The organism is Variovorax atrisoli (genome assembly GCF_014195185.1).
GTDB lineage: Bacteria > Pseudomonadota > Gammaproteobacteria > Burkholderiales > Burkholderiaceae_C > Variovorax > Variovorax atrisoli.
The window spans coordinates 400,076-422,306 of record NZ_JACIBG010000003.1 but is presented as its reverse complement, the minus strand read 5'-3'; the positions used below and the strand labels follow the sequence as shown (position 1 = coordinate 422,306).

The 22,231-nt window shown below is 68.8% G+C and carries 17 protein-coding genes; 1 reads left to right on the top strand and 16 read right to left on the bottom strand.

Translation table 11 applies throughout. From position 1 onward, the window contains the following. The first annotated feature begins 37 nt into the window (after positions 1 to 37). Positions 38 to 475 carry a CBS domain-containing protein gene (locus FHY06_RS13120; RefSeq protein WP_019654805.1) on the top strand — a complete coding sequence of 146 codons (438 nt, stop codon included), beginning with the start codon at positions 38 to 40 and terminating at the stop codon, positions 473 to 475. 8 nt (positions 476 to 483) lie between these two features. On the opposite strand, the gene FHY06_RS13115 is transcribed toward FHY06_RS13120, so the two are convergent. From FHY06_RS13115 to tssH, 16 genes are all read right to left on the bottom strand, one after another. Further along, entirely contained in the window at positions 484 to 2,010 is a 1,527-nt protein-coding gene (locus FHY06_RS13115; protein ID WP_184605403.1) for a hypothetical protein, read from the bottom strand. A 93-nt stretch (positions 2,011 to 2,103) separates the two neighbouring features. Next, a complete protein-coding gene (locus FHY06_RS13110; RefSeq protein ID WP_132797481.1) occupies positions 2,104 to 3,516 on the bottom strand; it encodes a hypothetical protein in 1,413 nt (470 codons plus the stop codon). A 60-nt stretch (positions 3,517 to 3,576) separates the two neighbouring features. Further along, complete coding sequence (tssA, locus tag FHY06_RS13105) at positions 3,577 to 4,809, bottom strand: type VI secretion system protein TssA (RefSeq protein WP_165940835.1); 1,233 nt, start codon at positions 4,807 to 4,809, stop codon at positions 3,577 to 3,579. Further along, positions 4,809 to 8,873, bottom strand: coding sequence for a type VI secretion system protein (locus tag FHY06_RS13100; protein WP_184605402.1), 4,065 nt, complete (start codon positions 8,871 to 8,873; stop codon positions 4,809 to 4,811). Before FHY06_RS13100 ends, tssA begins: the two co-directional genes overlap by 1 nt. 40 nt (positions 8,874 to 8,913) lie before the next feature. Then, the gene (locus tag FHY06_RS13095) at positions 8,914 to 9,675 is read right to left on the bottom strand and encodes a DotU family type IV/VI secretion system protein (RefSeq protein WP_019654810.1); all 762 of its coding nucleotides are present in this window, start codon (positions 9,673 to 9,675) and stop codon (positions 8,914 to 8,916) included. A 7-nt stretch (positions 9,676 to 9,682) separates the two neighbouring features. Beyond that, entirely contained in the window at positions 9,683 to 11,023 is a 1,341-nt protein-coding gene (gene tssK, locus FHY06_RS13090) for a type VI secretion system baseplate subunit TssK (protein ID WP_184605401.1), read from the bottom strand. A gap of 59 nt (positions 11,024 to 11,082) precedes the next feature. Continuing rightward, the gene (locus FHY06_RS13085) at positions 11,083 to 11,559 is read right to left on the bottom strand and encodes a hypothetical protein (RefSeq protein WP_145760732.1); all 477 of its coding nucleotides are present in this window, start codon (positions 11,557 to 11,559) and stop codon (positions 11,083 to 11,085) included. Then, positions 11,556 to 13,022, bottom strand: a complete 1,467-nt coding sequence (locus FHY06_RS13080) for a dicarboxylate/amino acid:cation symporter (RefSeq protein WP_184605400.1) — start codon at positions 13,020 to 13,022, stop codon at positions 11,556 to 11,558. The genes FHY06_RS13085 and FHY06_RS13080 overlap by 4 nt, the downstream gene beginning before the upstream one ends. Further along, positions 13,010 to 13,762, bottom strand: a complete 753-nt coding sequence (gene cuyB / locus FHY06_RS13075) for a cysteate racemase (RefSeq protein WP_184605399.1) — start codon at positions 13,760 to 13,762, stop codon at positions 13,010 to 13,012. The genes FHY06_RS13080 and cuyB overlap by 13 nt, the downstream gene beginning before the upstream one ends. 13 nt (positions 13,763 to 13,775) lie before the next feature. Further along, positions 13,776 to 15,050, bottom strand: a complete 1,275-nt coding sequence (locus FHY06_RS13070; protein WP_126185496.1) for a dicarboxylate/amino acid:cation symporter — start codon at positions 15,048 to 15,050, stop codon at positions 13,776 to 13,778. 24 nt (positions 15,051 to 15,074) lie between these two features. Next, entirely contained in the window at positions 15,075 to 16,109 is a 1,035-nt protein-coding gene (locus FHY06_RS13065) for an ABC transporter substrate-binding protein (protein WP_184605398.1), read from the bottom strand. A 17-nt stretch (positions 16,110 to 16,126) separates the two neighbouring features. Then, complete coding sequence (locus tag FHY06_RS13060; RefSeq protein WP_026346389.1) at positions 16,127 to 16,351, bottom strand: hypothetical protein; 225 nt, start codon at positions 16,349 to 16,351, stop codon at positions 16,127 to 16,129. A 39-nt stretch (positions 16,352 to 16,390) separates the two neighbouring features. Continuing rightward, positions 16,391 to 16,780, bottom strand: coding sequence for a DUF4280 domain-containing protein (locus FHY06_RS13055; protein ID WP_184605397.1), 390 nt, complete (start codon positions 16,778 to 16,780; stop codon positions 16,391 to 16,393). Between the two features lie 3 nt (positions 16,781 to 16,783). Continuing rightward, the gene (locus FHY06_RS13050; RefSeq protein ID WP_184605396.1) at positions 16,784 to 17,512 is read right to left on the bottom strand and encodes a toxin-antitoxin system YwqK family antitoxin; all 729 of its coding nucleotides are present in this window, start codon (positions 17,510 to 17,512) and stop codon (positions 16,784 to 16,786) included. Positions 17,513 to 17,520: 8 nt separating this feature from the next. After that, positions 17,521 to 19,467 (bottom strand): type VI secretion system Vgr family protein, encoded by a 1,947-nt coding sequence (locus FHY06_RS13045; RefSeq protein ID WP_311733687.1) that lies wholly within the window; start codon positions 19,465 to 19,467, stop codon positions 17,521 to 17,523. A gap of 22 nt (positions 19,468 to 19,489) precedes the next feature. Continuing rightward, on the bottom strand, positions 19,490 to 22,228 hold the full coding sequence (tssH, locus tag FHY06_RS13040; protein ID WP_184605395.1) for a type VI secretion system ATPase TssH: 2,739 nt from the start codon (positions 22,226 to 22,228) through the stop codon (positions 19,490 to 19,492). Between the last annotated feature and the right edge of the window lie 3 nt (positions 22,229 to 22,231).

Genomic DNA, 22,231 nt, shown 5'->3' with positions numbered 1-22,231 from the left:
CGTCAATATTCGGGGTTCGACTCACGGAGGGCGCATCATGGCCGAGCGCACCGTTTTTCAATCGATCTCGCGCAAGCACGTGCTCAGCCTGGCACCGCAGGCCACCGTGCGCGACGCAGCCTGCGCGATGACGCGCGCCAACTGCGGCAGCGTGCTCGTCATGGAGCTGCCCGACACGCTGCTGGGCATATTGACGGAGCGCGACCTCATGACCCGCGTGCTAGCCAAGGGGCTCGACCCCGACGGCACGGCAGTGCGCGACGTGATGACCCCCAACCCGATCTGCGTGCCGCCCGAGACGCTGGTCTCCGACGCGGTGGTGCTGATGCTGGAGCGAGGCTTTCGCCACCTGCCGCTGGTGGCGGGCGCGAAGGTGCTGGGCGTGTTCTCGGTGCGCGACGCGCTGCCGAGGGAGATCGGCGCGGCGGTGAGCCTGAGCGAGTTCAGGGAGCAGGTGAATGACGCGCTGGGGTAGGGCGGCGCCTAGAGCGCAATCACATCCGCAATCGGCTTGTTCGCCTTGAAGCAGGACAGCGCCTCCATCTGCTTCCAGGCCTGCAGCTGCGTGAAGTTCGTCTGGTATTCGATGTAGCAGCCGGTCAGCGCCTCGTCGATGATCTTGTCGGCCCGCTCGAAGAGGATCTGGTTGTCTTCCAGGTCGCGGAAGTAGGTGCGCCAGGTGTCGCGCTCCTTCGACTGTCCCAGCAGCGTGAGGTAGGCGCTGTAGAAGAGCGAGTTGAACGCGCGGCCGATGTTGTCCTGGTAGACGGTGAACTCGCCGCCGCCGCCGGCACCCACGCCCAGCGTCACGTCGGCCTCGATGCCGAGCTTGGAGCCGCCGAAGGCCGAGGACTCGAACTCCAGCGAGAACGATGCGCCCACGCCGGCCGAGAGCGAGCCCTTGGCCGTGCCCTTCACTATGTCGTAGCCGCACATGCGAACCGAGAGCGATGCCTCGCCCGTGACGCGCGCGCCGGCGAAGGCCTCGGCCCCTACCTTGAACTTCACGCCGTCGACGGTGGCGTTGAACTCGACCTCGGCCTTGGCCATGGCGCCCGCGAAGGCCTCGGCGCTGGCCTCGATCAGGAAGATGTCGGACACGTCGATCTTCGCGTCGAGCTTGATCTTTACGCCGACCATCGCCTCGACGCTCGCCTTGGCCGTCACGCCCTTGCCGCGCTCGTAGCTTGCTTCGGCCTCGACGGATGCGGAGCCGCCGGCGAACGCGTCGGCCTTGAACTCCGCGCGCAGCCCGGTGATCTCGATCACGCACTCGCCCGTGGCGCGCACGCCGTAGCCGACCGAGGCCTCGGCCTTCACCGCCTTCTTGAACTCCTCGTCGGTCCAGGTCACCTTGCCGAACCTGCCGTTCTCGCCGCCGCGCATGAGGCCGGTCTCGACCTTGCCGCTGGTCTGCAGCCAGGGCCGCGGATCGGCGAACCTGATCTTCGTGAGGTCCTTGCACAGCACGTCGAGGAACAGGCGCACCTTGGCGGGCTCGTTGTTGCCCATGTACTGCAGCGAGAGCGACACGTCCTCCATGTACTCCGAGCCGTTGCGCAGGCCGTCCATCCAGAACTTGAGCAACTGCTTCTTGCGCACGATGAGGTCGCGGCGCACCGTGTTCACTGCCATCTTGTCGGCGACCGAGGCGAGCTCGCTGGGCAGGCGCAGGATGGGCATGTCCAGCAGGCTGCCGAACTGCCGCTTGTACTCGGCGTTGAAGTCGTTCATCTTCTGCAGCACCAGCGCGGGCTCCGGCGAGTGCGTGCCCTGCGTGAGCTTCTCCAGCATCTGCTTGTAGACGTAGAGGAACTGCAGGAACTCCTGCGCGAGCGCCTTTCGCTCCTTGCTGGAGGGCCCGCCGATCACCTTGCCGAGCAGTTTGAGCCAGGCTTTTGTCCTGGTGTTGAACTCGGCGCCGGACAGCTCGGCCCATACGACTTCGTACTTGTGGGTGAACTTGGCGCTGGCGAGGGCATTGAAGAGGGGCGTGGAGGAAGTGGCCATTTCGGTTGGATTGGATGCTCGGGAAAGGAAGCTTGAAAGTCCAGGCGAAGGCTCCATAAGGCAGAGCGGATCGCGGGCACTGGCACTTCTTCGTCAATGGCTGTCGGATGAGCGAGAGTCCTTCGATCCTTGATCGACGACCTCTTCCTTGACCACCGCGACCAGCGAACCCTGTATCGAGCCGTGCACGTTCGTTGTCGCGCCTAGAGGAGTCGGTGTGGCCTTGGCCCAGTTCACGATTCGATCGAATTCCGACTTTGCGAGCTGCAGGTTTGTGGCATCTATTGGGGCCGGCAACCGGGTGTTTGCCAGGAAGGTCGGTTGCGGCGGAGTCAGCGCTTCGATCGGCTTGCGCTGGGGCTCGTCCAGAACCGGCGCGGGGGTGAATCTCGTCTGACCTCTGAATGGTCGTCCGAGCCGGAAGCCTTGAACCATGCCCGTCAAATGGGCTCCGTTGTTCTTTGCGTGGTTGGACACCGCGTTTGGCATGTAGCGCTTGAGGCTTTCGGACTTCCAGTACAGCTGTTGCTTGATGCCGGCAGGCTTGTCCACGATCTGGCGCTCGAAGCCAGGCACCTTGCCGATCCACTTGGCCATGCGCTCGGCCTGCTGGTTGAACTTCTCCTCGAGGTAGAGCGTGCGGATTCCAAGGAGGGCCGGAACTTCGATCATCCCGCTGCGCATGCCGATGATCGACAGACCTGTGCACTCCTCCGCCAAAAGGCACCAAAGACCGAGTTGTGCGGATCGTGGATCGATGGTGACGTCCGACCACAACTTCGTCCAGTCGGCGTCCTTCCAGAACTCGGCGAGGGTTGGCAACGTGCGCAGGCCGATCTTGTCACCGGCAGCCACAGGGATGACGGAAGACGATCGAGCTATCTCTTCCTGCAGCAGGCGCCACGTCAGGATCGAGGTGAAGTGATGGGCTTTCTCGGCCCTCCTCGGTCCTTCCTTCGCAAACAGAAAGACGTAGGCCCGTTTCTGAAGAAAGCCGCGATCCAACAGGAACTTCCGGACTGCCGGTCGCTTGTCTATGACGCCCGTACCTGCTTTCTTCGGAACCTTGTCCAGCCGCCAGAGTTCGCGCGTGCTCTCCCGGGTCGTTCGCGCATTGCGTGCGAAGGCATCTGCGATGACGCCCGTACCGAAAGTTGCGGAGCAGATCCGGATCGGACTTGGAATCGTCGTCCTCATGAAGCTCGGGAGATTCTTGAAATCTCTGCTGCTGACCAGACGGTAGACGTCTTTCATGCATTTTTCCCCCGCTGCGAGAGAGGGGTCGGACGAATGAACGATCTGAAGGGAAGCTACGCGATTGGGTCCCACGATGGACTTGTAGAAGTTCTCCAATTCCAGGCCCTGGGCACGCAGGGAAGGGCTGTAGAGGACCAGCACTCCCAGCTTCGCTTTCAGCTTGAGGGCCGTAGCGATGGAGTTGCGGTCGCCGCTCATGTGCGCGCCCTGGACGAGTACCTCTTCAACGTGAACGCTCTTGAATGGCATGCCTTACCTCTCTTGCTTTGGGGGGAGTTCTGCTTCAGGATGGTCTCGTCGTCGCCACCCCTATGCATCCGGCCTGACGCCGATGATCGAGAAATAGCGATTCAGGTCCCCGTCCTCACGAAGCACTTCCTGCATGAGCTGCGGCAACGGCATGCGGCCCCAGGCCACGGCCCGGTTCACCAGGTAAGGCGTCGGGCTGTGCGGCTCCTCGCGCATTAGATAAGCCGCGGCCAGCTCCAGCAGTTGGTAGGCCTCGGCGCGGCTGCCGATACGTCCGCGAGCCGCAGTCGGTATCGGGCCCTCGGAGGAGGCGGGCAAAAGAGGAGGGGAAGTGGTTTGGCTCATGTCATCGTCATCCATAGAGGTTGTGGCGATTGCAGGCACCTCCACCGTCCAGCCGACCGGCTCCTGCGCCGCCACGACCTTTTGCTCATCGCGAGGATCGCGATCCTGCAGGAGACTTCGCAGCGCCTGCCGCATCCGAGCCAGCATCTCGGTGACTTTCGAAAGGCTCGGCGCGTCTGTGCCCAGCCTTTCATCGAGGACCAGCGTCAGCTCATCCCAGATGTCTGCGACCAGCGCCACCCGGTCATCGAGCGCCGCCAGCGCATGCAGGTCGCGCGCCGCGCGTTCGAGGATGTCCTGGCGCGACACCGTCTGCGCGCTCGGCTCCTCGGCCACTTCCTTTACCTTGGACCTCGCGTTGCCTGCGGCGGCTGCGGCGCCCGAGCCGTACTCGCTGCTCAGCGCGCGCTGCCAGTCGGCCAGGTTGATGAAGGGAGGCGAGAAGTCGGGCCATGCCAGCAGGGGCACGCGCATCAGCAGGACCTGGGCGAGGGTGTCGTTGATCCACACGAAGGTGGCGGCGCGCATGTCGGAGTCGCCGTCCTCGCCGATGCGCGGATGCGCGTCGTCCCAGAAGCCGCGCGCCAGGCCTTCGAGCAGGCGGGCGCCGGCGATCAGCCCGTCGATGCCGTGGCGGTGCGTCCATGCCTCGGCCAACCATGCGGCTACCTGCAGGTCCTTGCTGCGGCGCAGGAGCACTTCGGTGCACAGCGTTTCGGCGGCGCGCCAGTCGGCCTTCTTGAGCGGGCGGGTCCATTCGCCCATTGGCAGGCTGGCGTCTTCCTCCGAGCGTGCCTCGCGGATGCGGGCATATACCGTGTCGTAGCGAAGCGAGGGCCCCGCGGGGCCGTCGAGTGTGTCTTCCAGCGGCGCGAGGAAGGCCGAGAGATCGGGCGCGAAGCCGCTGCCGGCCTCGGCGATGTGCAGGGGAGCGAGTAGTGCGGCCATCAGGGCATGTTCCATTCGGGAGCGCGCGTGGGAAACGCGGTGGGCCAGATCAGGGCGTTCTTCTTGCCGGCGGGGCTGGCGGCGACGCGCAGGAACACGCGCGCGCGTCCTCCGTCGGGCGCCTGGGCAGCGTCGCCGGCCGACAGGGCCACCAGCGGAAACTCGAACTTCAGCAGCTGCGAGCGGCCATCGGGCCGCTGTGCCGGATCGCCTTCGCGCTGCCGCTGCGCCAGCGTGAACAGCGCCCACGGGTCGGCGAAGCGGAAGCTCACGGTCTGGCCGTCGGTGATCAGCGCATGCTGCTGCGGGTCGGCGCGCGCCATCAGCGGCGAGTCCTTCGCGATGCGCAGCACCAGCGCCACCGGCATGCCGTATTCCCAGCGCAGCGTGCGCGGCGCATCGCGCAGCCTCAGCACCTGGTCGCCCACTTCGAAGGACCAGTCGATGATCTTGTTGCCCTCGATCTCGGCCATGGTGTTCGCGCGGAAGTCCACGCTCAGGTCGTAGCCGGGGGCGGCGCCTTCCTCAGTGGGGAAAAGCGGCTGCAGGAAGTCTCGCGAGCGTGCGAACTGCTCGGCGAAGCGGCGTGCGCCGGCGCCGGGTATGCCGGCGTTGCGCGCGCCGGTGTCCGCACCGCGGTTCTCCTTGAGCGCGCGCGACAGCGGATCGAACGCACGCAGCAGGTCGTTCACGTCCGCCGGGTCGGCGAGCTCGAAGGCGCGCCCCGTCGTCGGGCCGAACGGATGCCGGCCCGCCAGCGAGCGATTGAAGCGGGTGGCGAACTGCGTCCACAGCTCCTGCTGGTCGCCGAACTGGAGCTCCTGGCAGCGCGCGAGCAGTGCGCTGTAGATCTGCTGGTGGCGGTCGGCGAAGTAGTCGCCGATGCGCGTGGCCGGCGCCTTGCCGGCCAGCTTCGCGCCGCAGGTCTCGCGGTCGATCTCGGCGCCGGTGGTGCCCAGGAACTGTTCGAGCAGCAGCAGGCTGCTGTTCGGGTTCTTCAGCCGGTAGCGCTCGAGGTCGCGGTTGATCGCCTGCCAGCGCTGCGCGAGCACCGAGCCTGCGCCCACGCCGTCGAGCGCGGCGATGTAGCTGTCGGCCAGCTTGCCCAGCGTTTCCACGCGGTTGAACTGCTGGCCCAGGTAGGCCGCGAGCGAGCCCACGTCCGAGACGCCGAAGGCCGCCAGCATCGGCCCGCGCTCGCCGCGCCAGGACTGGAAGTCGCGCCCGCGCATGGCGTAGAGCTCCGACTGGTTGAAGGCTTCGTCGACCGCTTCCAGCCGCTGCATCGCGTCGCGCGAGATCATCGCGCGCAGGTCTTCGGCGCGCGAGCCCGCGCCCAGTTCGTACAGCAGCGCCTGGATCTTCACGAGGCGCTGGCGCGAGGCCTCGTAGGCGGTCGCCTGGGTGTCGACGGAGCGGCCGCCGTCGCCCATGCCGTTGGCGGCATCGGCCACCTGGTCGACCACCAGCTGCGCGAAGTGCGCGTTGAGCGCACCCTCGATGCCCGGGCGCAGCGTGGCCGGAAAGGCCTGCATGCCTTCGCTCATGTAGCGCTTGCGGATGTCGCCCACGGCCAGCGCCTGGTCGAGCCGCGGCAGGTCCCACACGGCCAGTGTGCGGGTGCCGCCGCCAGGCAGTTCGCGGTCGCGCGCGGGCGCCATGAAGGGCTGCGCCAGCAGCGAAGTGAGGGCGTCGCGCAGGGCGATGCGCTCGGGCGCCAGCGCGAAGCGGCCGTCCTTGTCCTGCCACACCAGGCCGGGCTGGGCGCCGCCGAAGCGCAGGTTGAACTCGACGCGGAACTTCTGGAATGCATCCTGCGCGCGGTTTCTCACCGCCTCTGCCGATTCGAGCCCCAGCAGCCGGTTCTGCTCGATGCGCGCGATCGTGCGGTCGTAGGAAGGGCCGAGCACCAGCACCGGCTGGCGCATCCAGCCGCCCTTGCCGGAGGCGACCAGGTCCTCCTGGTCCTTGATGGCCGCGATCACCTCGCGGAAGCTGGCCGTGGTGCGCGTGAAGGTGCCGGTGCTCGCGAGCGAAGGCAGCAGCCGCGCGAGCGACTGCTCCGACACCAGCAGCTCGTTGTTGACGAAGAGCCGCGCATCGAGCTGCGCCGTGCCCTTGTCGAGCGCGCAGCGCAGCGCCGACTGCACCGGGGCCAGCGGAATGGCCAGCGCATTGCCTTCGGCGGCCTGGCGGAAGTAGCGCAGGTTGCGGCTCAGGTCGGCCGGCAGTTCCGCGCCCAGCGCGTAGCGCACGGCCACGCGAAGATCTTCCGCGTTGCCGGTGGCCGGCTGGCGGAGCCGCTCCACCGCCTGCAGCGCGGCATCGAGCTGCTCGACCGAGCCCAGGTAGCGCTGCAGCGCACCGAACTCGGGCTGGTCTTCCACCAGCAGGCCGTTCTTGCGCGGCGCGTCGCCGATGGTCCTGAAGCTCGGCGGCAGGCCGCAGCTCGCGCCCACGATGAATTCACCGGTGGCTTCGTCCTGTTCGACGCCGCTCAACTGGCTCACGCGCGCCATCAGCTCGCGCCGCAGCGTGCTCACGGCGATGTCGCCGAACTCGCGCTCGATGCGTTCGATCACGCGCTCGTTCAGGTCGTCGAATGGCTGCCAGGAGCCGGGCATGAAGAAGGAATACGTGCCGTCGGTGCGCAACCGTTCGTTCATGGCCAGCAGCGAGAGCGCCTTGTTGCGGTACCAGGCGGTCGGAATGGTCTCGCCGCGCTGCAGCGCGCGCATGCGGTACTGCGCGTCGTGCTGCAGCTGCGCAAGCGCCGGCACCAGAGTCGCGTTGTGCCGGTGCAGCTGCCAGGCAGCCACGATCAGGCCGATGCCCCAGCCGCCCAGGAAGATCACCGCCGTCCAGCGCAGCGCGCGGTGCAGCACGGGGCGCGTGAGCGTCTGCGTGCGCGAAGGCCGCGTGAGGCCGTATTCCAGGAAGATCTTCTTCTCGAACAGGTCGCGCAGGAAGGCCGGCTGGCGCATCAGCTGCGCGATCAGGTCGCCGCCGACGGGCTCCAGGTCCTTGTGGCCGTAGGCATCGTGCTGGGCGTCGATGGCCGCCACCGTCTGCGCCGATTCGCCGCTGTCGCCCGTGAGGTAGATGCCGCGGAAGAAGAAGGGCTCGTGGTACGCACTGGGGCGCATCAGCTCGTCGACGTACAGCTGCAGCTGGCCGCGCAGCGCCTCGATGCGCGAAGGCAGCAGCAGCTGCGCGCCGGCGCCCTGGGGCTCTGTGCCGGTGGCGAAGAGCTCGGCCGACACGTCCGACACCGAGCGCACCACGGTACCCACCGCCTCGTCGACCCACGCCGGCTGGTAGGTGGTCGAGAGGTCGTAGGGCGAAGACCAGCCCAGCATGCTCGCGCGCAGCGGCTCCGGCAGGGCGCTCGCGAAGGCGCTGAAGCCTTCGAGCTGCTCCGCGCCGGTCACCAGAACGTACACCGCGAAGCGCATCGCGAAGCGGTTCTGCGCGAGCCACAGGCGGCGGTGCGCGAGCTTGGCGCGCTTGGAGAGCTCGAGCCGCCCGTCGGTGCTGTCGTCCAGCAGCAGGGCCGCCGGTATGGTGATGACCACCGAATCGAAGGGCCGCTGCGGCCGGTAGGCGCGGCACATGCCGAGGAACTCGTCCCACGGCTTCTCGGAGGCATCGTCGTCGTCGGGCGAACCCAGGTAGGCGCCCTGGATGTCGATGACAACGCCGCGGTCGAAGAAGTGCCACGAGATGCCCTGCGTGGCCGCGGCCGAGGCCGACTCGGTGCTCAGCGCGCTCGCCACGCCCGACTGCTCGATGGGCAGCTGCCGATGGTCGTCGCCCTCGTTGAGCAGCATGATCCACGGGATGCCGTAGCGGTCGGCGCGCGAGGCGATGTTGCCCTCGATCAGCTCCACTGCCTGGCGGAACGAGCTGCGCAGCGAGTCGAAGCGGATCCGCGCGACCTTCGGATCGCTCGACGGCTTGGCGTGCGAGCGCCGCGCCGCGAAGTACAGCACCATGCCGAGCACGAGCAGTACCACCAGCGTCAGCACCGCGATGGAAATCAGGAAGAGCTGGTCGGTCAGCATCGCGACGCCCCCCGGTGAATTCTGTGAAGACGCATGTCGTTCATCGCAGGTGTGCCCCCGATGCATCGACCGCGCCCGGCTGCAGCACCTGCCGCACCGGCCACGACTGCCACAGCCACAGCAGCTCCGACACCGCCAGCAGCGTGGCGACGCCCAGCAGGAACAGCACCGTCCAGCGGCTCAGCGTGGGCAGCTTGCGCGGAGCGATGTGCGAGAGCGTGCTCGCGTAGGCGCGCTCCGAGACCACGCGGTCGCGGCCCGAGAAATCGGCCGGCCGCTGGTAGACGAACTGGAAGAGCTCCTCGCGGTAGCCCAGCAGGCGAGCTTCCTCGCCCGCGCCGCGGTACTTGCCCTGGAAGCCCAGCGCCAGCGCGAAGAGGTACAGCCTTGCGATGTCGCGCTTGGAGGGCTCGCGCCCCGACAGCAGCTCCTCGATGCGGCTGAACACCAGGTCGCCCGCGATGTTGGTGCGAAAGAGCGATGACTCCAGCAGGTGGGCCGTCCAGCGCTCGCGGCCGATCCACGGCGTGTGCAGCAGGATCTCGTCGGCCAGCGCGGCCTTGAGGTAGCGCGCGTCGGCCACGTTCTCCAGCTCGAAGCGCGAGCTCTCGCGGCGCGATTCGAGCGACTGCAGCTCCAGCAGGTTCTCCAGGTGTCGCGCCAGCGTCTGCGCGACGGTGTCGATGTCGCTCTCGCGCGATTCGGCGGTGCGGTCGCGTGCCTTCACGATCTCGTCGTAGAAGGCGCGGAACTGCCGCGTGATGTGGTCGTCGACCGCGAGGTCGGGGAGGTTGCGTGCCATGGTCAGGTCAATCCTTGATGAACAGCACGATTTCCTGCGGAGGCTGCACGGTGGCGCCTTCGTTGGCGTTGGCAATCACCAGCAACTCGGCGGGCACGGTCAGCCCCGGGCTGGTCTGGATCGCGTAGAGCAGGTAGCCCGAGCCCGGGCGCAGGCCCAGCTCGTCGGCCGACTCGATGCAGCGGCGCACCGCGCCCAGCACGCGGCGTTCGCGCAGCGAGGGGTAGGCCGACTGCGAGCCGACGATGGCGCTGTCCATCCAGGCCATCAGGTCCTTGTCGGACTGCCCGCGCAGGCCCACCACGATGCGTGCGCCCGACACCCACTGCGGCTGCAGCGTGGTCTCGAAGGCGCCCTGGCGGAAGTCGAACTTGTGCTCGCGGTACTCCTGGCTCACGTCCGACACCGCGTCGCGCAGCGCCAGCAGCAGCGGCTGGAACACGCGCGACGGGTCGGCGTGGTCGTAGTCCATCGGCACCGGCGGCACGCCGCCGGGGCGCAGCAGGCTCAGCGAGGCCAGCAGCGCGCACAGCGACCAGTACATCGGCAGCGGATGCAGGTGCGGCGTGCGCATCACCGCCTCCGCGTGCGGCAGGCCCGACAGCAGGCTGCGCAGCCGGTCCTTCAGCTCCAGGTGGGCGAGGCGGTCGTCGATGCGCGAGGAGGGCACCGCCGTCTGCTTCGCCACGAAGGCGGCCTTGCCGCGCAGCTGGCCGAGCAGGGCGGACGCGGCCGTCCACAGCGGGTTGTCGCGCGCCACTTCGAGCAGCGGCGGCTGCGCCTCGCCCAGCTTCACCACCTCGTTGTCCTTGAAGACCTGGCCCAGGCGCAGGTGGACGTGCGTGCCGGGCGGCACCGCGCCGGCGCTGAGCGCGAGGCGCGGCAGCATGCGCGGGATGTTCGCGGGCTCGGCGTCCGACACTGCGTCTTCCACCGGTGCGCCGGCCACCGAGCGGAAGCGCACGGTCGCGGCGCGATGCCGGTTGGGCGCGGTGACGGGCAGCGTGAGGTAGATGTCCAGCGGCTCGTTGGCCAGCCGCTCGGCATAGGGCGCGAGCGAGAGTTCGAGCGCGCCGTGCGCGGCGTCGGCGGCCGAGAACTGCACCGCGGTGCCATCGGGCAGGATGGCTTCGAGCGCCAGCACGCGCAGCAGGCCGGCCGGCAGCAGGCCCTGGTCGAACACCAGGCGGCGCACGCCCCACGCGAAGGGCGCTGCGGCCAGCGTCTGCCAGGCCACGAGGGTGTCCATGCGCGCGGAGAACTGCTGGAAGTGCTGCGGCGACAGCAGCATGCCTTCATGCCACTCGACGCGGTCGGTGATGGGGGCGGCGCGGTGCAGGTCAGACATGGCGTGCTCCCGCGCGGCTGATTTGAAGTTGTTGGTTCACTTGAAGGAATCCGTGTTGTTCAGCGAGACGCGGCCGACACGTCGAAGCTCTGGGCATCGAAACGGGCCACGATCGAGCCCTTGAGGTCTTCCACCCGGATGCGGTTCGCACCGGGCGTGGTGTAGTTCGCGAAGACGAGCACCGCCGCCACGCGCGGCGAGCCGATGGCGCTGGCGGGCACGCGGATCGTCTGTCCCGGCACCAGCTCCCACGAGAGGTACGACAGGCTCTGGGGAAAGGTCTTCTGCAGGTCGGCGCGCGCGCCGAACCACTTGGCGGCCGTGAGCTCGGTGACGCGCGCGAGCATCGCGTCGTCGAGCACCATCACCACGTCGACCGCCACCGGGCTGTTCTGGTTGGCGCCGGGTGCGGCGGAGAGCGTGAGCTCGTTCCAGCTCACCCGTGTGCCCTTGGGAAAGAGGCTGCCGCATGCGGCCAGCTGCACGATGAGCAGCAGCGCCGCCATCCGCTTGAGAAGGTTCTTCGTCCGGTTCATCGCGAAATTCCTGTGTTCGCCGCAGCGGGGGATGCATGCGTGACCGCCGACTGCGCCTGCCGCACGCCCACGGCAATGCCCATCAGCAGGATCAGCACCGAGGCCAGCACGCTGCAGCCCGCGAGCAGCGCGACGTGCCCGCGCGCGAACACGAAGCGCAGCGGCTGCGCGGGCTTGATCTCGGCGGCCGGCGCAGCCACGCGCTCCGAAGGCAGCCCGGCCGACACCACGGAGATCAGCGCGCAGGTGGCCAGCAGCGTCAGCAGGTTGCGCGGGCCCTCGCAGATCAGGTCGATGGCCAGGAACAGCGCCAGCGCCGCCTCGATGGGCAGCTGCAGCATCGACAGCACGATGCCCGCGTAGCCCACGTTGGTCATGCTGTTGTTGCCGGCCGAGGCGAAGGCCGCGATGGTCGCGCCGATGCCGATGGTGGCGATGTCGGCCGCGCCGAGCGTGCGGTCGTAGAGGTTGGCGACGAACAGCGCCGCCAGCACGTAGTAGAGCGCGGAGCCCGCGCGCAGGAACACCGAGGCCGTGGGAACCACGAGTTCGACGATGCCGCGGCTGAAGCCCAGCCGCGCGCTCATCGCCTCGATGGTGTGCGGGATGCTCGCCGTGTTGCTCGAGGACATCAGGCTCACCAGCATCGGCGTCTTCAGGTGCTGCAGCACCTCGGCCAGCGGCTGGTTGCCGCGCCGGTGGATCACCGCGATGGCCGCGGTGCCCAGCAGCGCCACCAGCACCACGAAATGCAGCAGGAAGCCGCTCATGGCGCGGATCGTCACCGCGTCGGTCTGCGACAGCACGTGCGCCGACATGCCGAAGGCCACCACCGGCAGCAGGATGTTGGCGCGCGCGATGATGAGTTCGAGCGTGCGGTAGATGCCCTCGAACATGTGGTTGAGGGCCGCGTGCTGCGTGCGCGCGAGCGCCGCGAAGGCCAGCCCGAAGAGCAGCGCGCAAGAGAGGATGCCCAGCGAGCGTCCCTCCGCGAGCACGCGGAAGAAGTTGTCGGGCACCACGCTGGCTCGCGGGCGCTCGATCGACGTGGCCTGCGTGCCGTGGTCGTACAGGCGCATCTCGATGTCGCCGCCGTCGCCCGCCTTCTGCACCAGTTCGCCGAGGTGTTCGCGCGCTTCGGCGTCCAGCTGCGCGCCCGGCGCGTTGACCCAGCCCAGCGCGAGACCGGTCGCGGCGCAGCTCACCACCAGCAGCAGCGCAAGGCCCGCGATCATCGCGATGCGCCGCCCCGGAAAGGGCAGTCCCATGGTCTGGCGCAGGCCGAAGAAGGTCGCCACCACCAGCAGCGGAATGGCCGCCATGCTGACGATCGCCAGGTAGACCTGCGCCGCCGTGTACGCCACCTCGCCCAGCGCGGGCATGTACACGCCCGCGACGGCGCCTGCCGCCATGCACACCAGCAGGGCGAGCAGGCTGTGGGACATGCGCGTCAGGAAACCCATGCCGGCTTGTTCCATCCCTTGTCGAGCGCGAAGGCGACCGTGGCGCGAGCCAGCTCCAGCGAGCTGTCGACCAGCGTGAGCGGCGTGAGCTCGGCGGCGCGTGCGGCCTGCGCTGCCTGTGCGGCCTGTGCTGCGATGGGCAGCTCCGTGCAGCCCATGATCACCGCGGTGGCGCCCGTCGCGGCCAGCGCCTCCAGCGCATGCGCGAACGCGGCCGCGCCGGCTCGCACGTCGCCCCCCTTCACGGCGCGGATGCAGGCGTCGACATGGTCCTGGCCGGTGGCCGCATCGGGCACGAGGAAGTCGATGCCGCGCTCGCGCAGCGCCTGCTGGTAGAAGCCCGAGGCCAATGCGCCGCGGGTGGCGAGCACTGCCACGCGCACCGGGCGGTCGTCGGACTGCGTCGCGATCGCTGCCACGCACGACTGCGCGATGTGGATCACCGGCGCGCGGCTGTGGGCCGCGATCTGCGCGTACCAGTGGTGCGACGAGTTGCAGGGGATCGCGATCACGCCCACATGGGCGTCGTTGAGCACGTCGATGCCCGCGAGCAGTGCGTCGAGCGGATCGGGGCCCGTGCCCAGGATGGCGCTGGAACGGTCGGGCACGTGGGGCAGGTTCGCCACGATCACCGGCAGGTGCTCCTGGTCGCGCGTGGCGGGCGTGAGCTGGATGATCTTCTCCATGAAGTCCACCGTCGCCGATGGACCCATGCCGCCTAGAACGCCGATGCGTGACATGAAGGCGCCTTCCTCAGATCTTCAGGGGCCGCGGGCATACCACCGCCACCGCGGCGGTGTTGCCGATGACCAGCACCAGCGTGCGCAGCATGTCGCACACCGGGTCCACCGCCAGGAACAGGATGAAGGCCGCCTCGAAGGGCAGGCCCAGGTAGGCGCAGGTCATGCCGATCAGCGACACCGTCACCAGCCCCGTCATGCCGGCCGACGCGAAGCCCGCGAGCACGGAAGAGGTGAGCACGATGCCGATCTCCACCGGCGAGAGCGAGCGGCCGTAGATCTGCGCGATGAAGAGCGTGGCGCACACGTAGTACACGACCGGCCCGATGCGCAGCAGCGACACCGTCAGCGGTACCAGCAGCTCCACGCGCGAGCGCGCGAAGCCCAGCCGCGTGACCAGGCTCTCGATCATGATCGGCATGCAGGTGGCGCTGCTGCGCGTGGCCAGCGCCAGCGCGAAGGGGCCGCGCAGCGCGTTGAGCGTCTGTCCCAGCGTGCCGTTGGAGCGCTTCCAGATGATGACCGCCGCCACCGCCAGCAGCAGCGCCGACACGACGAGGAAGGCGATCACGAAGGCGCCCATCGCGCGCAGCGGCTCGATGCCGGTCTTGCCCAGCTGCGCCGCGCTCATGCAGAACAGCACCACCGGCAGCGGGAAGCTCAGCCAGCGCATCAGCGTCTGGCAGGCGTGGTAGACGGTCTCCAGCGCCTGCGTGAGCCCGTCGGAGATGCGCGTGGGCACGTGCCCCACCGCCAGGCCGAAGAGCAGCGCGAACACCAGCGTCTTCAGTGTGTCGCCGTTGGCCAGCGCCGAGAAGATGTTGGCGGGCACCAGGCTCACCAGCATGTCGGCGAAGCTGGCGGTCTTCTTGACCTCGTCCACGCCGCGCAGGTTCATGGTCGTGTCGCTGGCGCTGAGGTCGCCGCCCACGATCTGCCCGAAGGTGTGCATGGTGCTGCTCGGCAGGTTCTCGCCGGGACGCAGGATCAGCAGCGTGGCCGCGCCCGCGATGGCCACGAAGGCCGAGAACGCGAGGAACACGAGCGCCACCCGTCCCAGCAGGCTGGCCGTGCCGCCGTCGCGGAACAGGCGCTGCAGGCTGAAGATCACGGCCGAGACCATGAAGGGCAGCGTGATCATCTTCAGCAGGTCGACGTAGATGTCGCCCACGAAGGCCAGCGGCGTGGCCAGCGGCGGTGCGAGCATGCCGAAGGCGACGCCTGCGCCCAGGCTGATGATCACGACCCAGGGGTTGAGGACGAATGCGTAGATCTTGGAGGTGTTCATGATGATTCGGACGTGCTGTGCCGCTCAGCGGTCGAGTGCCTGCAGCACCTTCTGGATGTCCAGCTTCTCGGCGCGCTGCGCGAGGAACTGGTTGACGAAGGCCAGCAGCGTGGTGTCGGTCACGGCCACGCCGATGCCCAGCGTGTCCTCCAGGTCCTTCAGGGTCACGGTGCGCAGCACCAGCGAGACGGTCGGGTCGGCCTTGAGCACGCGCTTGACCTCGAACTCGTCGCGGTAGGCGCTCACGATCTCGCCCTTGTGCACGGCCACCAGCACTTCGTTCCAGGTGGGGTACTCCTGCACCTTGGCGTGCGGGAAGTTGGTGCGCGCGTAGTCGGCGAACGACGACTTGGCGATCACGCCGATGCTGCCGTCGAAGTTGCGGATGACCTCGGGCAGCGGCCGCCCGCGCGCGAGCTGCGCGAACTTCACGCGGTTGAGGATCAGCGAGTGGTTCAGCGTGAGGTAAGCGTCGCTGAAGGCGATGGTCTGCGAGCGCGCCAGCGTGCGCGAGAGCTTGCTGATCGCCAGGTCGGCCTGGCCGCTGGCCAGCAGGTCGACCACCGCGTTGAAGGTGCCGGCCTCGCGGTTGAAGCGCAGCTTCACGCCCAGCTCCTTGGCCAGCGACTGGGCCAGGCCCACCTCCAGGCCGGTCCACTGGCCGCCGTCGTCGAAGAAGAAGAAAGGCGGCGTGTCGACCTTGAGCATAGCCACCACCAGCTCGCCGCGGTTCACGATGCGGGCGATGTCCGGCGCGAGCAGGCGGCCGTCTGCCACGCGCACCAGGCCGTTCACGAGCGCGGGGGGCGGCGTGGGGGCGGCGGGTTCGACTGCGAAGGCTGCTGCTGCCGGGGCAGGCGTTGCCGCTGGCGCTGCGGCCGCTGCAGTCGCGACGGCAGCCCCGGCAGGTGCCGAGAGCGTGCCCTGCACCACCGGCCGTTCGCCCGCGGCGAGCGCGCTGGCGCCGGCGCAAAGGCCGGCGAGTGCCAGCAGGGTGGGAAGGGCGAGGCGGCGCAGCGCGTTGTGCATGCCCGTGAGGTGTGGTGCGTTGTTCGACATGCTTGGAGTCGGTTGGGTCATTGGGCTGGAGCCGCGGGAGCCGGGGCCGGCGCGGCGGAGGGGGATTGCGGCAGCGCCTGCTGCTGCGCCGGGGCAGCAGCGGCGGGCATCGGCACCGGCGCGGGCGCCAGCAGCTTGCCGATCTCGATGCCCATCAGGAACAGCAGGACGCACAGCAGCACCAGGCAGGCCGCCGTGATGGCGACCATGCGGGAACTCATCGTGAAGACGTATTGGGACATGGGTGTTCGGGCGTGCCGTTCTTGGGTTCGTCGTTCGTGTCAGGGGACCATGGAGGTGAACTGGCCCGGCGCGACCACCTGGATCACGCCGCCCCAGTTGCAGGCCAGCTTCGAGCTGTCCTGCAGCGCGGGCATGTCGCCCACCAGCACCGTGGGCGAGCCCGGCGCCCAGGGCGCGGCCGTCACCGGGATGCAGGGCATGGGCGTGAACGCGCCGAGCGCGGCGGCGGTGGCCGCGGCCACCAACGGGTTCGACATGCTGTTGCAGGTGCCGAAGGGCAGGATGTTGACGATCGGCTTGTTGTCCATGATGTTGGCGCCCGGCGCGCCGCCGGCGAGCACGCCGCTCGCGGGCAGCACCACGAGGCTGGACGGCGCGGCGCCGAAACTGCACTGCAGCGTGGCTCCCATGCAGACGTGCATGCCCATGGCTCAGGCCCCCCTCACGAATTTTTCGAGGCTCTTCATGAAGCCCTGCGGCGCGGCGGCTTCCACGACTTCGCGGCCCGCCTGGTCGAAGCGGCGCGCGATGCCGTGCGGCTTGCCCTGTCGGTAGGCGACTTCTTCCATCAGCTGCCCGTTGGGCCAGTAGCGGCGCAGCGGACCGTGCAGCACGTTGGCCGCGTAGGTGGACGACTGCGCCACGCCGCCGCCGGGCGCGTAGTCGATGACCTCGCCATCGAGCAGGCCGGCGCGGTAGCGCTCGCGCCGCAGCATGCGGCCTTCGTGGAAGTAGCTGGCCTCGCCTTCGAGCCTGCCGGCCGCATAGGGCAGGCGCGCGGTGACGTCGCCCGATTCGGCGTACGACACCGCCTCGCCGTGCAGCACGCCGCGCACGTGCTGCTGCGTCTGCATCAGCTTGCCCGTGGGGTAGTAGGTGCGCGTGATGCCTTCGGCCAGGCCGCCCAGGCGCTGCGTCTCCTGCAGCATCTGGCCGCGTTCGTCGAAGAGACGCATCGGCCCGTGCGGCAGGCCGGCCTGGTAGGACGCCTCGAACGCCGGTTTGCCCGGTGCCGAGAAGACCTGCATGGGCCCGTGCGGCAGGTCGCCCACGAAGGAGGCGCGCGCCATCGTCCGGCCGGCGTCGTCCAGCGTCTCGCGCACGACGGCAGCCGGCAGCGCGGCGATGTCCTTGGCGGGGAGGGAGGAAGGGATTGCCATGGCGTCGCTCAATTGATCTTCACCAGCCCGCCCTTGAGCGTGACCATGCCGCCGCCTTCGACCGAATTCATGCCCGAGGCCTTGCTGCTGATGGAAGGCGCCTCGTTCGAGAGTGTGGCGCCGCCCTTGGCCGAGAGCGCCACGCCGGCCTCGGCCTTGAAGTTGAGGCCGGCGTTGGCGCCCAGGTCGGTGCCGGCCTTCAGGTCCAGCGTCTGCGCCGACTTGATCAGCAGCGTGCCCGACACGTCGATCACCAGGTTGCCCGTCACCTTGAGCTCGTAGTTGCCCGTGACCGTCTGCGTGAAGTCGGCCTTGTTGTCGTGCGTCTCGTTGCCGGTGACGTCGAGCGCGCGCGTGCCCTTCACCGAGTGGGTCTCGTTGCCGGTGTCTACCTTGATGGTGCGATTGCCCTTGGTGACGGTGTGCAGCTCGTTGCCGGCCGTCACGGTGGTGGTGAGGTCGTTCTCGATCTCCACGCGCATGTCCTTCTGCGCGTGCATGTAGAGCTCCTCGGAGCCCTTCTTGTCCTCGAAGCGCAATTCGTTGCCGGCCTCGCCGGCCTTGGTCGAGCGCGAGCGGATGGTGCTCTGCGACGACGACCCCGGCAGCGCGACCGGCGTGGCGTGCGTGCCGTTGTAGACGCTGCCCGAGACCAGAGGACGGTCCGGGTCGCCGTCGACATAGCTCACGACCACCTCCTGCCCGATGCGCGGCAGGAAGAGCGCTCCCCAGCCTTCGCCGGCCCACATCTGCGAGACGCGGATCCAGCAGGAGCTCTTCTCGTCCTTCTTGCCCAGGCGATCCCACGGGAACTGCACCTTGATGCGTCCGTGCTGGTCGGTCCAGATCTCCTCGCCGGCAGGGCCCACCACGCGCGCCGTGTGGCTGCCTGCCACCACCGGCCGGGGCGTGATGCGAGGCGGACGGAAGGGCATGGCCGGCGGCAGGGTTTCGAAGCTGTTGCCGTAGTGCTCCATGTCGGCGTGGTGCCGCACGCTGTGCACCATGTGCTGCGCGTTGAGGTCCGCGCGCGGATGCTCCTCCAGCGTGAAGGTGGTGCCCGGCGTGAGGTAGTGGCAGTGGCTGTCGCCGCGGCCCGACTGGCTGCGGCTGCGGTATTCGTCCAGGCGGATGCGTGCGCGCGGCTCGCCCGCCGGGATCGCCACGCGCGAGGGGTATTCGTAGTCGGTGCCGCGCCCGGCCTCGGCCTCCTGCTTCTTCAGCAGGCTGGTGTCGGGCGTGAGGAAGTCGTAGTCGTCGACCTCCTGGGCCTTGGTCACCAGCCGCGCGTCCGACTCGAAGCGCGTGACGGCGTGGGCGTGCGCGAAGCCTTCCTCGGTGCTGCGCACCACCAGCTTCGCGGCGTGGGGGCAGGGCTGGCATGCCGAGTTGCTGTCGGCCAGCACCAGCGTGTGCTCGCCGTCGGCGAAGGTGAAGAAGTAGAAGATGCCTTCCTCTTCCATCAGCCGCGAGACGAAGTCGAAGGCCGTCTCGTCGTAGCGCACGCAGTACTCGCGCGCGGTGTAGCTGCCGGTGAGCTGGAGCTGGAAGTCCACGCCGAAGTCGCCGAGCACCTTCTGGACGATGTCGGGCGTGCTCATGTTCTGGTAGATCACGCGGTCGCGCCCCAGCGTGAGCAGCCACATGCGCGGCACCAGCTCCAGCGTGTAGGTCGCGAAGTCGCGGTTGCTGCCGAGGTAGGTGAAGCGCGAGACGATGCCGTTGAAGAAGCGGCTTTCCTTCTCGGGCCGCTGCAGCGCCACAGTGGCCGAGGTGCCGATCAGGTCGGCTGCCTTCAGCGTGCCGTCGTGCGAGCGCATGGTGAGCGAGCAGGCGAAGAGCTGCGACAGCCCCTCGGTGGCCTGGAAGGTGTCGAGCAGCAGCTCGTCGGGCCCGAGCGCGGTCTTCACCGTCAGGAAGGCGGCGTGCTGTGTGAAGCCCTCGCGCATGTTCATCGCTTGCTCATCCGATCCGGGCTCAGCTCAGCGTCGACGGCTCGAAGCCGAAGGCGAAGGCACCGTCGGCGCCCACGCTCATGTGCACCCCGGTGAAGGCGGCCGCCATCGAGATGCGCTCCAGCACCTGGCGCGACAGCTCGGGCAGCACCGCGTGCGCCAGGATGTGGTCGATGTTGCGCGCGCCGCTGTCCACCTCGGTGCAGCGCGCGGTGATGGCGTCTTCCACCTGCGCGTCCCAGGTGAACCCGGCGTGGTGATTCAGCGCGAAGCGCCGTGCCAGCTTGCCCAGCTTGAGGTTGACGATGGACCGGATCTGCCCGTCGCCCAGGTGGTGGTAGGGCACCAGCGCCAGCCGTCCCAGGAAGGCGGGGCTGAACTGCTTGAGCAGCTCGGGGCGCAGTCGCTCCACGAGCTCGTCGGGGTCGGGCCTGCGCCCGCCCTGCGAGGCCTGCGTGATCACGTCCTGCGCGGCGTTGGAGGTCAGCAGGATCAGCGTGTTCTTGAAGTCGATCAGCACGCCTTCGCCGTCTTCCATGGTGCCCTTGTCGAACACCTGGAAGAAGAGTTCCAGCACGTCGGGATGCGCCTTCTCCATCTCGTCGAGCAGCACCACGCTGTAGGGGCGGCGCCGCACCGCCTCGGTGAGCACGCCGCCGCGCCCGTAGCCCACGTAGCCGGGCGGAGCGCCCTTGAGGCTGGAGACGGTGTGCGCCTCCTGGAACTCCGACATGTTCACCGTGATGACGTTGCGCTCGCCGCCGTACAGCAGGTCGGCCAGCGCGAAGGCCGTCTCGGTCTTGCCCACGCCGCTCGGGCCCACCAGCATGAACACGCCCACGGGCTTGCCGGGGTCGTCGAGGTCGGCGTGGAAGGTGCGAATGCGCCGCGAGATGGCGTCGAGCGCGTCGTCCTGGCCGACCACGCGCTCGGCGAGCTTCTCCTTCAGGTTGAGCACCGTGTGCAGCTCGTCGGTCATCATCTTGCCGACGGGGATGCCGGTCCAGCCGGAGATGACCTCGGCCACCATGGCGCCGTCCACGCACACCGGCACCATGGGCTCGTCGTTCTGCAGCGCCTCCAGGCCCTTCTCCAGACGGCGCAGCGCAGCGGTGAGCAGCGCGGGGTCGTTCTCCTCGTCGGCCGGCGGCGCGTCGCTGCGCAGGCCCTCGGCGATGCGGCGGCGCAGCGCGACGATCTCCATCACCGCGTGCTTCTCCTCGTCGACCTTGTCCGAGAGGCGCTTGTGCTTCTGGCGCAGCGCATCGAGCCGCGCCGAGAGCGCCGAGATGGCCTCCTGGCGGTCGCTGCCCGTGGCCGCTTCGTGGCGCAGCACGCGCAGTTCGCTCTCGCCCGTGGCGATGTCGCGCGCCGTCGATTCGAGTTCGGCCGGCAGCCCGTTCTGCCCGATGGCCACGCGCGCGCAGGCGGTGTCGAGCACGCTGATGGCCTTGTCGGGCAGCTGGCGGCCGGTGATGTAGCGGTGCGAGAGCTTGACGGCCTCGCGCACCGCGTCATCGACGATCTCCACGCCGTGGTGCTTCTCCAGTGTCTCGACCATGCCTCGCAGCATGTCGATGGCGACCTCTTCGCTGGGCTCCTCCACCTTCACGACCTGGAAGCGCCGCGCGAGCGCCGGGTCGCGCTCCACGTATTTCTTGTACTCGGCCCAGGTGGTGGCGGCGATGGTGCGCAGCTCGCCGCGCGCGAGCGCCGGCTTGAGCAGGTTGGCCGCATCGCCCTGGCCCTCGGCACCGCCCGCGCCGATGAGCTGGTGCGCCTCGTCGATGAAGAGGATCACCGGCGTGGGCGAGGCCTTGACCTCGGCGATCACCGACTTGAGCCGGTTCTCGAACTCGCCCTTCACGCCGGCGCCGGCCTGCAGCAGCGCGAGGTCGAGCGAGCGCACCGACACCTGGCGCAGCGCGGGCGGCACGTCGCCCTGCACCACGCGCTGCGCGAAGCCTTCGACCACCGCCGTCTTGCCCACGCCGGCCTCGCCGGTGAGGATGGGGTTGTTCTGGCGGCGGCGCAGCAGCACGTCGATGATCTGGCGGATTTCGCCGTCGCGTCCGCGGATGGGGTCGATGGCACCGTCGCGCGCGAGCTGCGTCATGTCGACCGTGTACTGGTCGAGCGAGGGCGTGGCCGAGCTGCTGCGGCGCGCGGTGGGCATCTGCATCGCGCCGGCTTCGGGAGCGGGCTGCGGTGCGGCGGGCTGGTTCGCGGCAGGCGCGGAGGAGGCCGATGCGATCGGCGCGGCGGCCAGTGCCGCACCCGCCGCGTCTTCGGGCGACGACTGCAGCAGGCTCGCGAGTTCGTCGCGCAGCGAGCCGCGCGGGATCTGCAGCAGCGCGGGCGCGGCATCGACCAGCCGGCCGCGCAGGCGATCGACCTCGAGCAGCGCCAGCATCAGCGTGCCCGAGCGCACATGCTGCTGGCCCAGCAACATCGAGCTCATGAGCCAGGCTTCCTGGAAGAGCGGCGCGAAGTCGGGCGCGAGGCTGGGCGTGCGGCCGTTGCCGCGCTTGAAGGTGTCGAGCGACTTCTGCAGCTGCGCCTGCACCGTGTCGGGCCGGATGCCGAAGCGGCCGAACACCAGGCGCAGGTCGGGCGCCTCGTTGTCCACCAGCTTCATCAGCAGGTGTTCGATGTCGACGTTGTAGTGCGTCTGCTGCACGCACAGCTCGGCGGCCTGTTCCATGGCGCGCTTGCATTCCGGGTTGAGCCGGCCGAGCAGGGTGCGGATGTCGATGTCCATAGG

Coding starts and splice junctions, on each gene's coding strand:
- FHY06_RS13120 (WP_019654805.1), top strand. CDS start 38: ATGGCCGAGCGCACCGTTTTTCAATCGATCTCGCGCAAGCACGTGCTC.
- FHY06_RS13115 (WP_184605403.1), bottom strand. CDS start 2,010: ATGGCCACTTCCTCCACGCCCCTCTTCAATGCCCTCGCCAGCGCCAAG.
- FHY06_RS13110 (WP_132797481.1), bottom strand. CDS start 3,516: ATGCCATTCAAGAGCGTTCACGTTGAAGAGGTACTCGTCCAGGGCGCG.
- tssA (WP_165940835.1), bottom strand. CDS start 4,809: ATGGCCGCACTACTCGCTCCCCTGCACATCGCCGAGGCCGGCAGCGGC.
- FHY06_RS13100 (WP_184605402.1), bottom strand. CDS start 8,873: ATGCTGACCGACCAGCTCTTCCTGATTTCCATCGCGGTGCTGACGCTG.
- FHY06_RS13095 (WP_019654810.1), bottom strand. CDS start 9,675: ATGGCACGCAACCTCCCCGACCTCGCGGTCGACGACCACATCACGCGG.
- tssK (WP_184605401.1), bottom strand. CDS start 11,023: ATGTCTGACCTGCACCGCGCCGCCCCCATCACCGACCGCGTCGAGTGG.
- FHY06_RS13085 (WP_145760732.1), bottom strand. CDS start 11,559: ATGAACCGGACGAAGAACCTTCTCAAGCGGATGGCGGCGCTGCTGCTC.
- FHY06_RS13080 (WP_184605400.1), bottom strand. CDS start 13,022: ATGGGTTTCCTGACGCGCATGTCCCACAGCCTGCTCGCCCTGCTGGTG.
- cuyB (WP_184605399.1), bottom strand. CDS start 13,762: ATGTCACGCATCGGCGTTCTAGGCGGCATGGGTCCATCGGCGACGGTG.
- FHY06_RS13070 (WP_126185496.1), bottom strand. CDS start 15,050: ATGAACACCTCCAAGATCTACGCATTCGTCCTCAACCCCTGGGTCGTG.
- FHY06_RS13065 (WP_184605398.1), bottom strand. CDS start 16,109: ATGTCGAACAACGCACCACACCTCACGGGCATGCACAACGCGCTGCGC.
- FHY06_RS13060 (WP_026346389.1), bottom strand. CDS start 16,351: ATGTCCCAATACGTCTTCACGATGAGTTCCCGCATGGTCGCCATCACG.
- FHY06_RS13055 (WP_184605397.1), bottom strand. CDS start 16,780: ATGGGCATGCACGTCTGCATGGGAGCCACGCTGCAGTGCAGTTTCGGC.
- FHY06_RS13050 (WP_184605396.1), bottom strand. CDS start 17,512: ATGGCAATCCCTTCCTCCCTCCCCGCCAAGGACATCGCCGCGCTGCCG.
- FHY06_RS13045 (WP_311733687.1), bottom strand. CDS start 19,467: ATGAACATGCGCGAGGGCTTCACACAGCACGCCGCCTTCCTGACGGTG.
- tssH (WP_184605395.1), bottom strand. CDS start 22,228: ATGGACATCGACATCCGCACCCTGCTCGGCCGGCTCAACCCGGAATGC.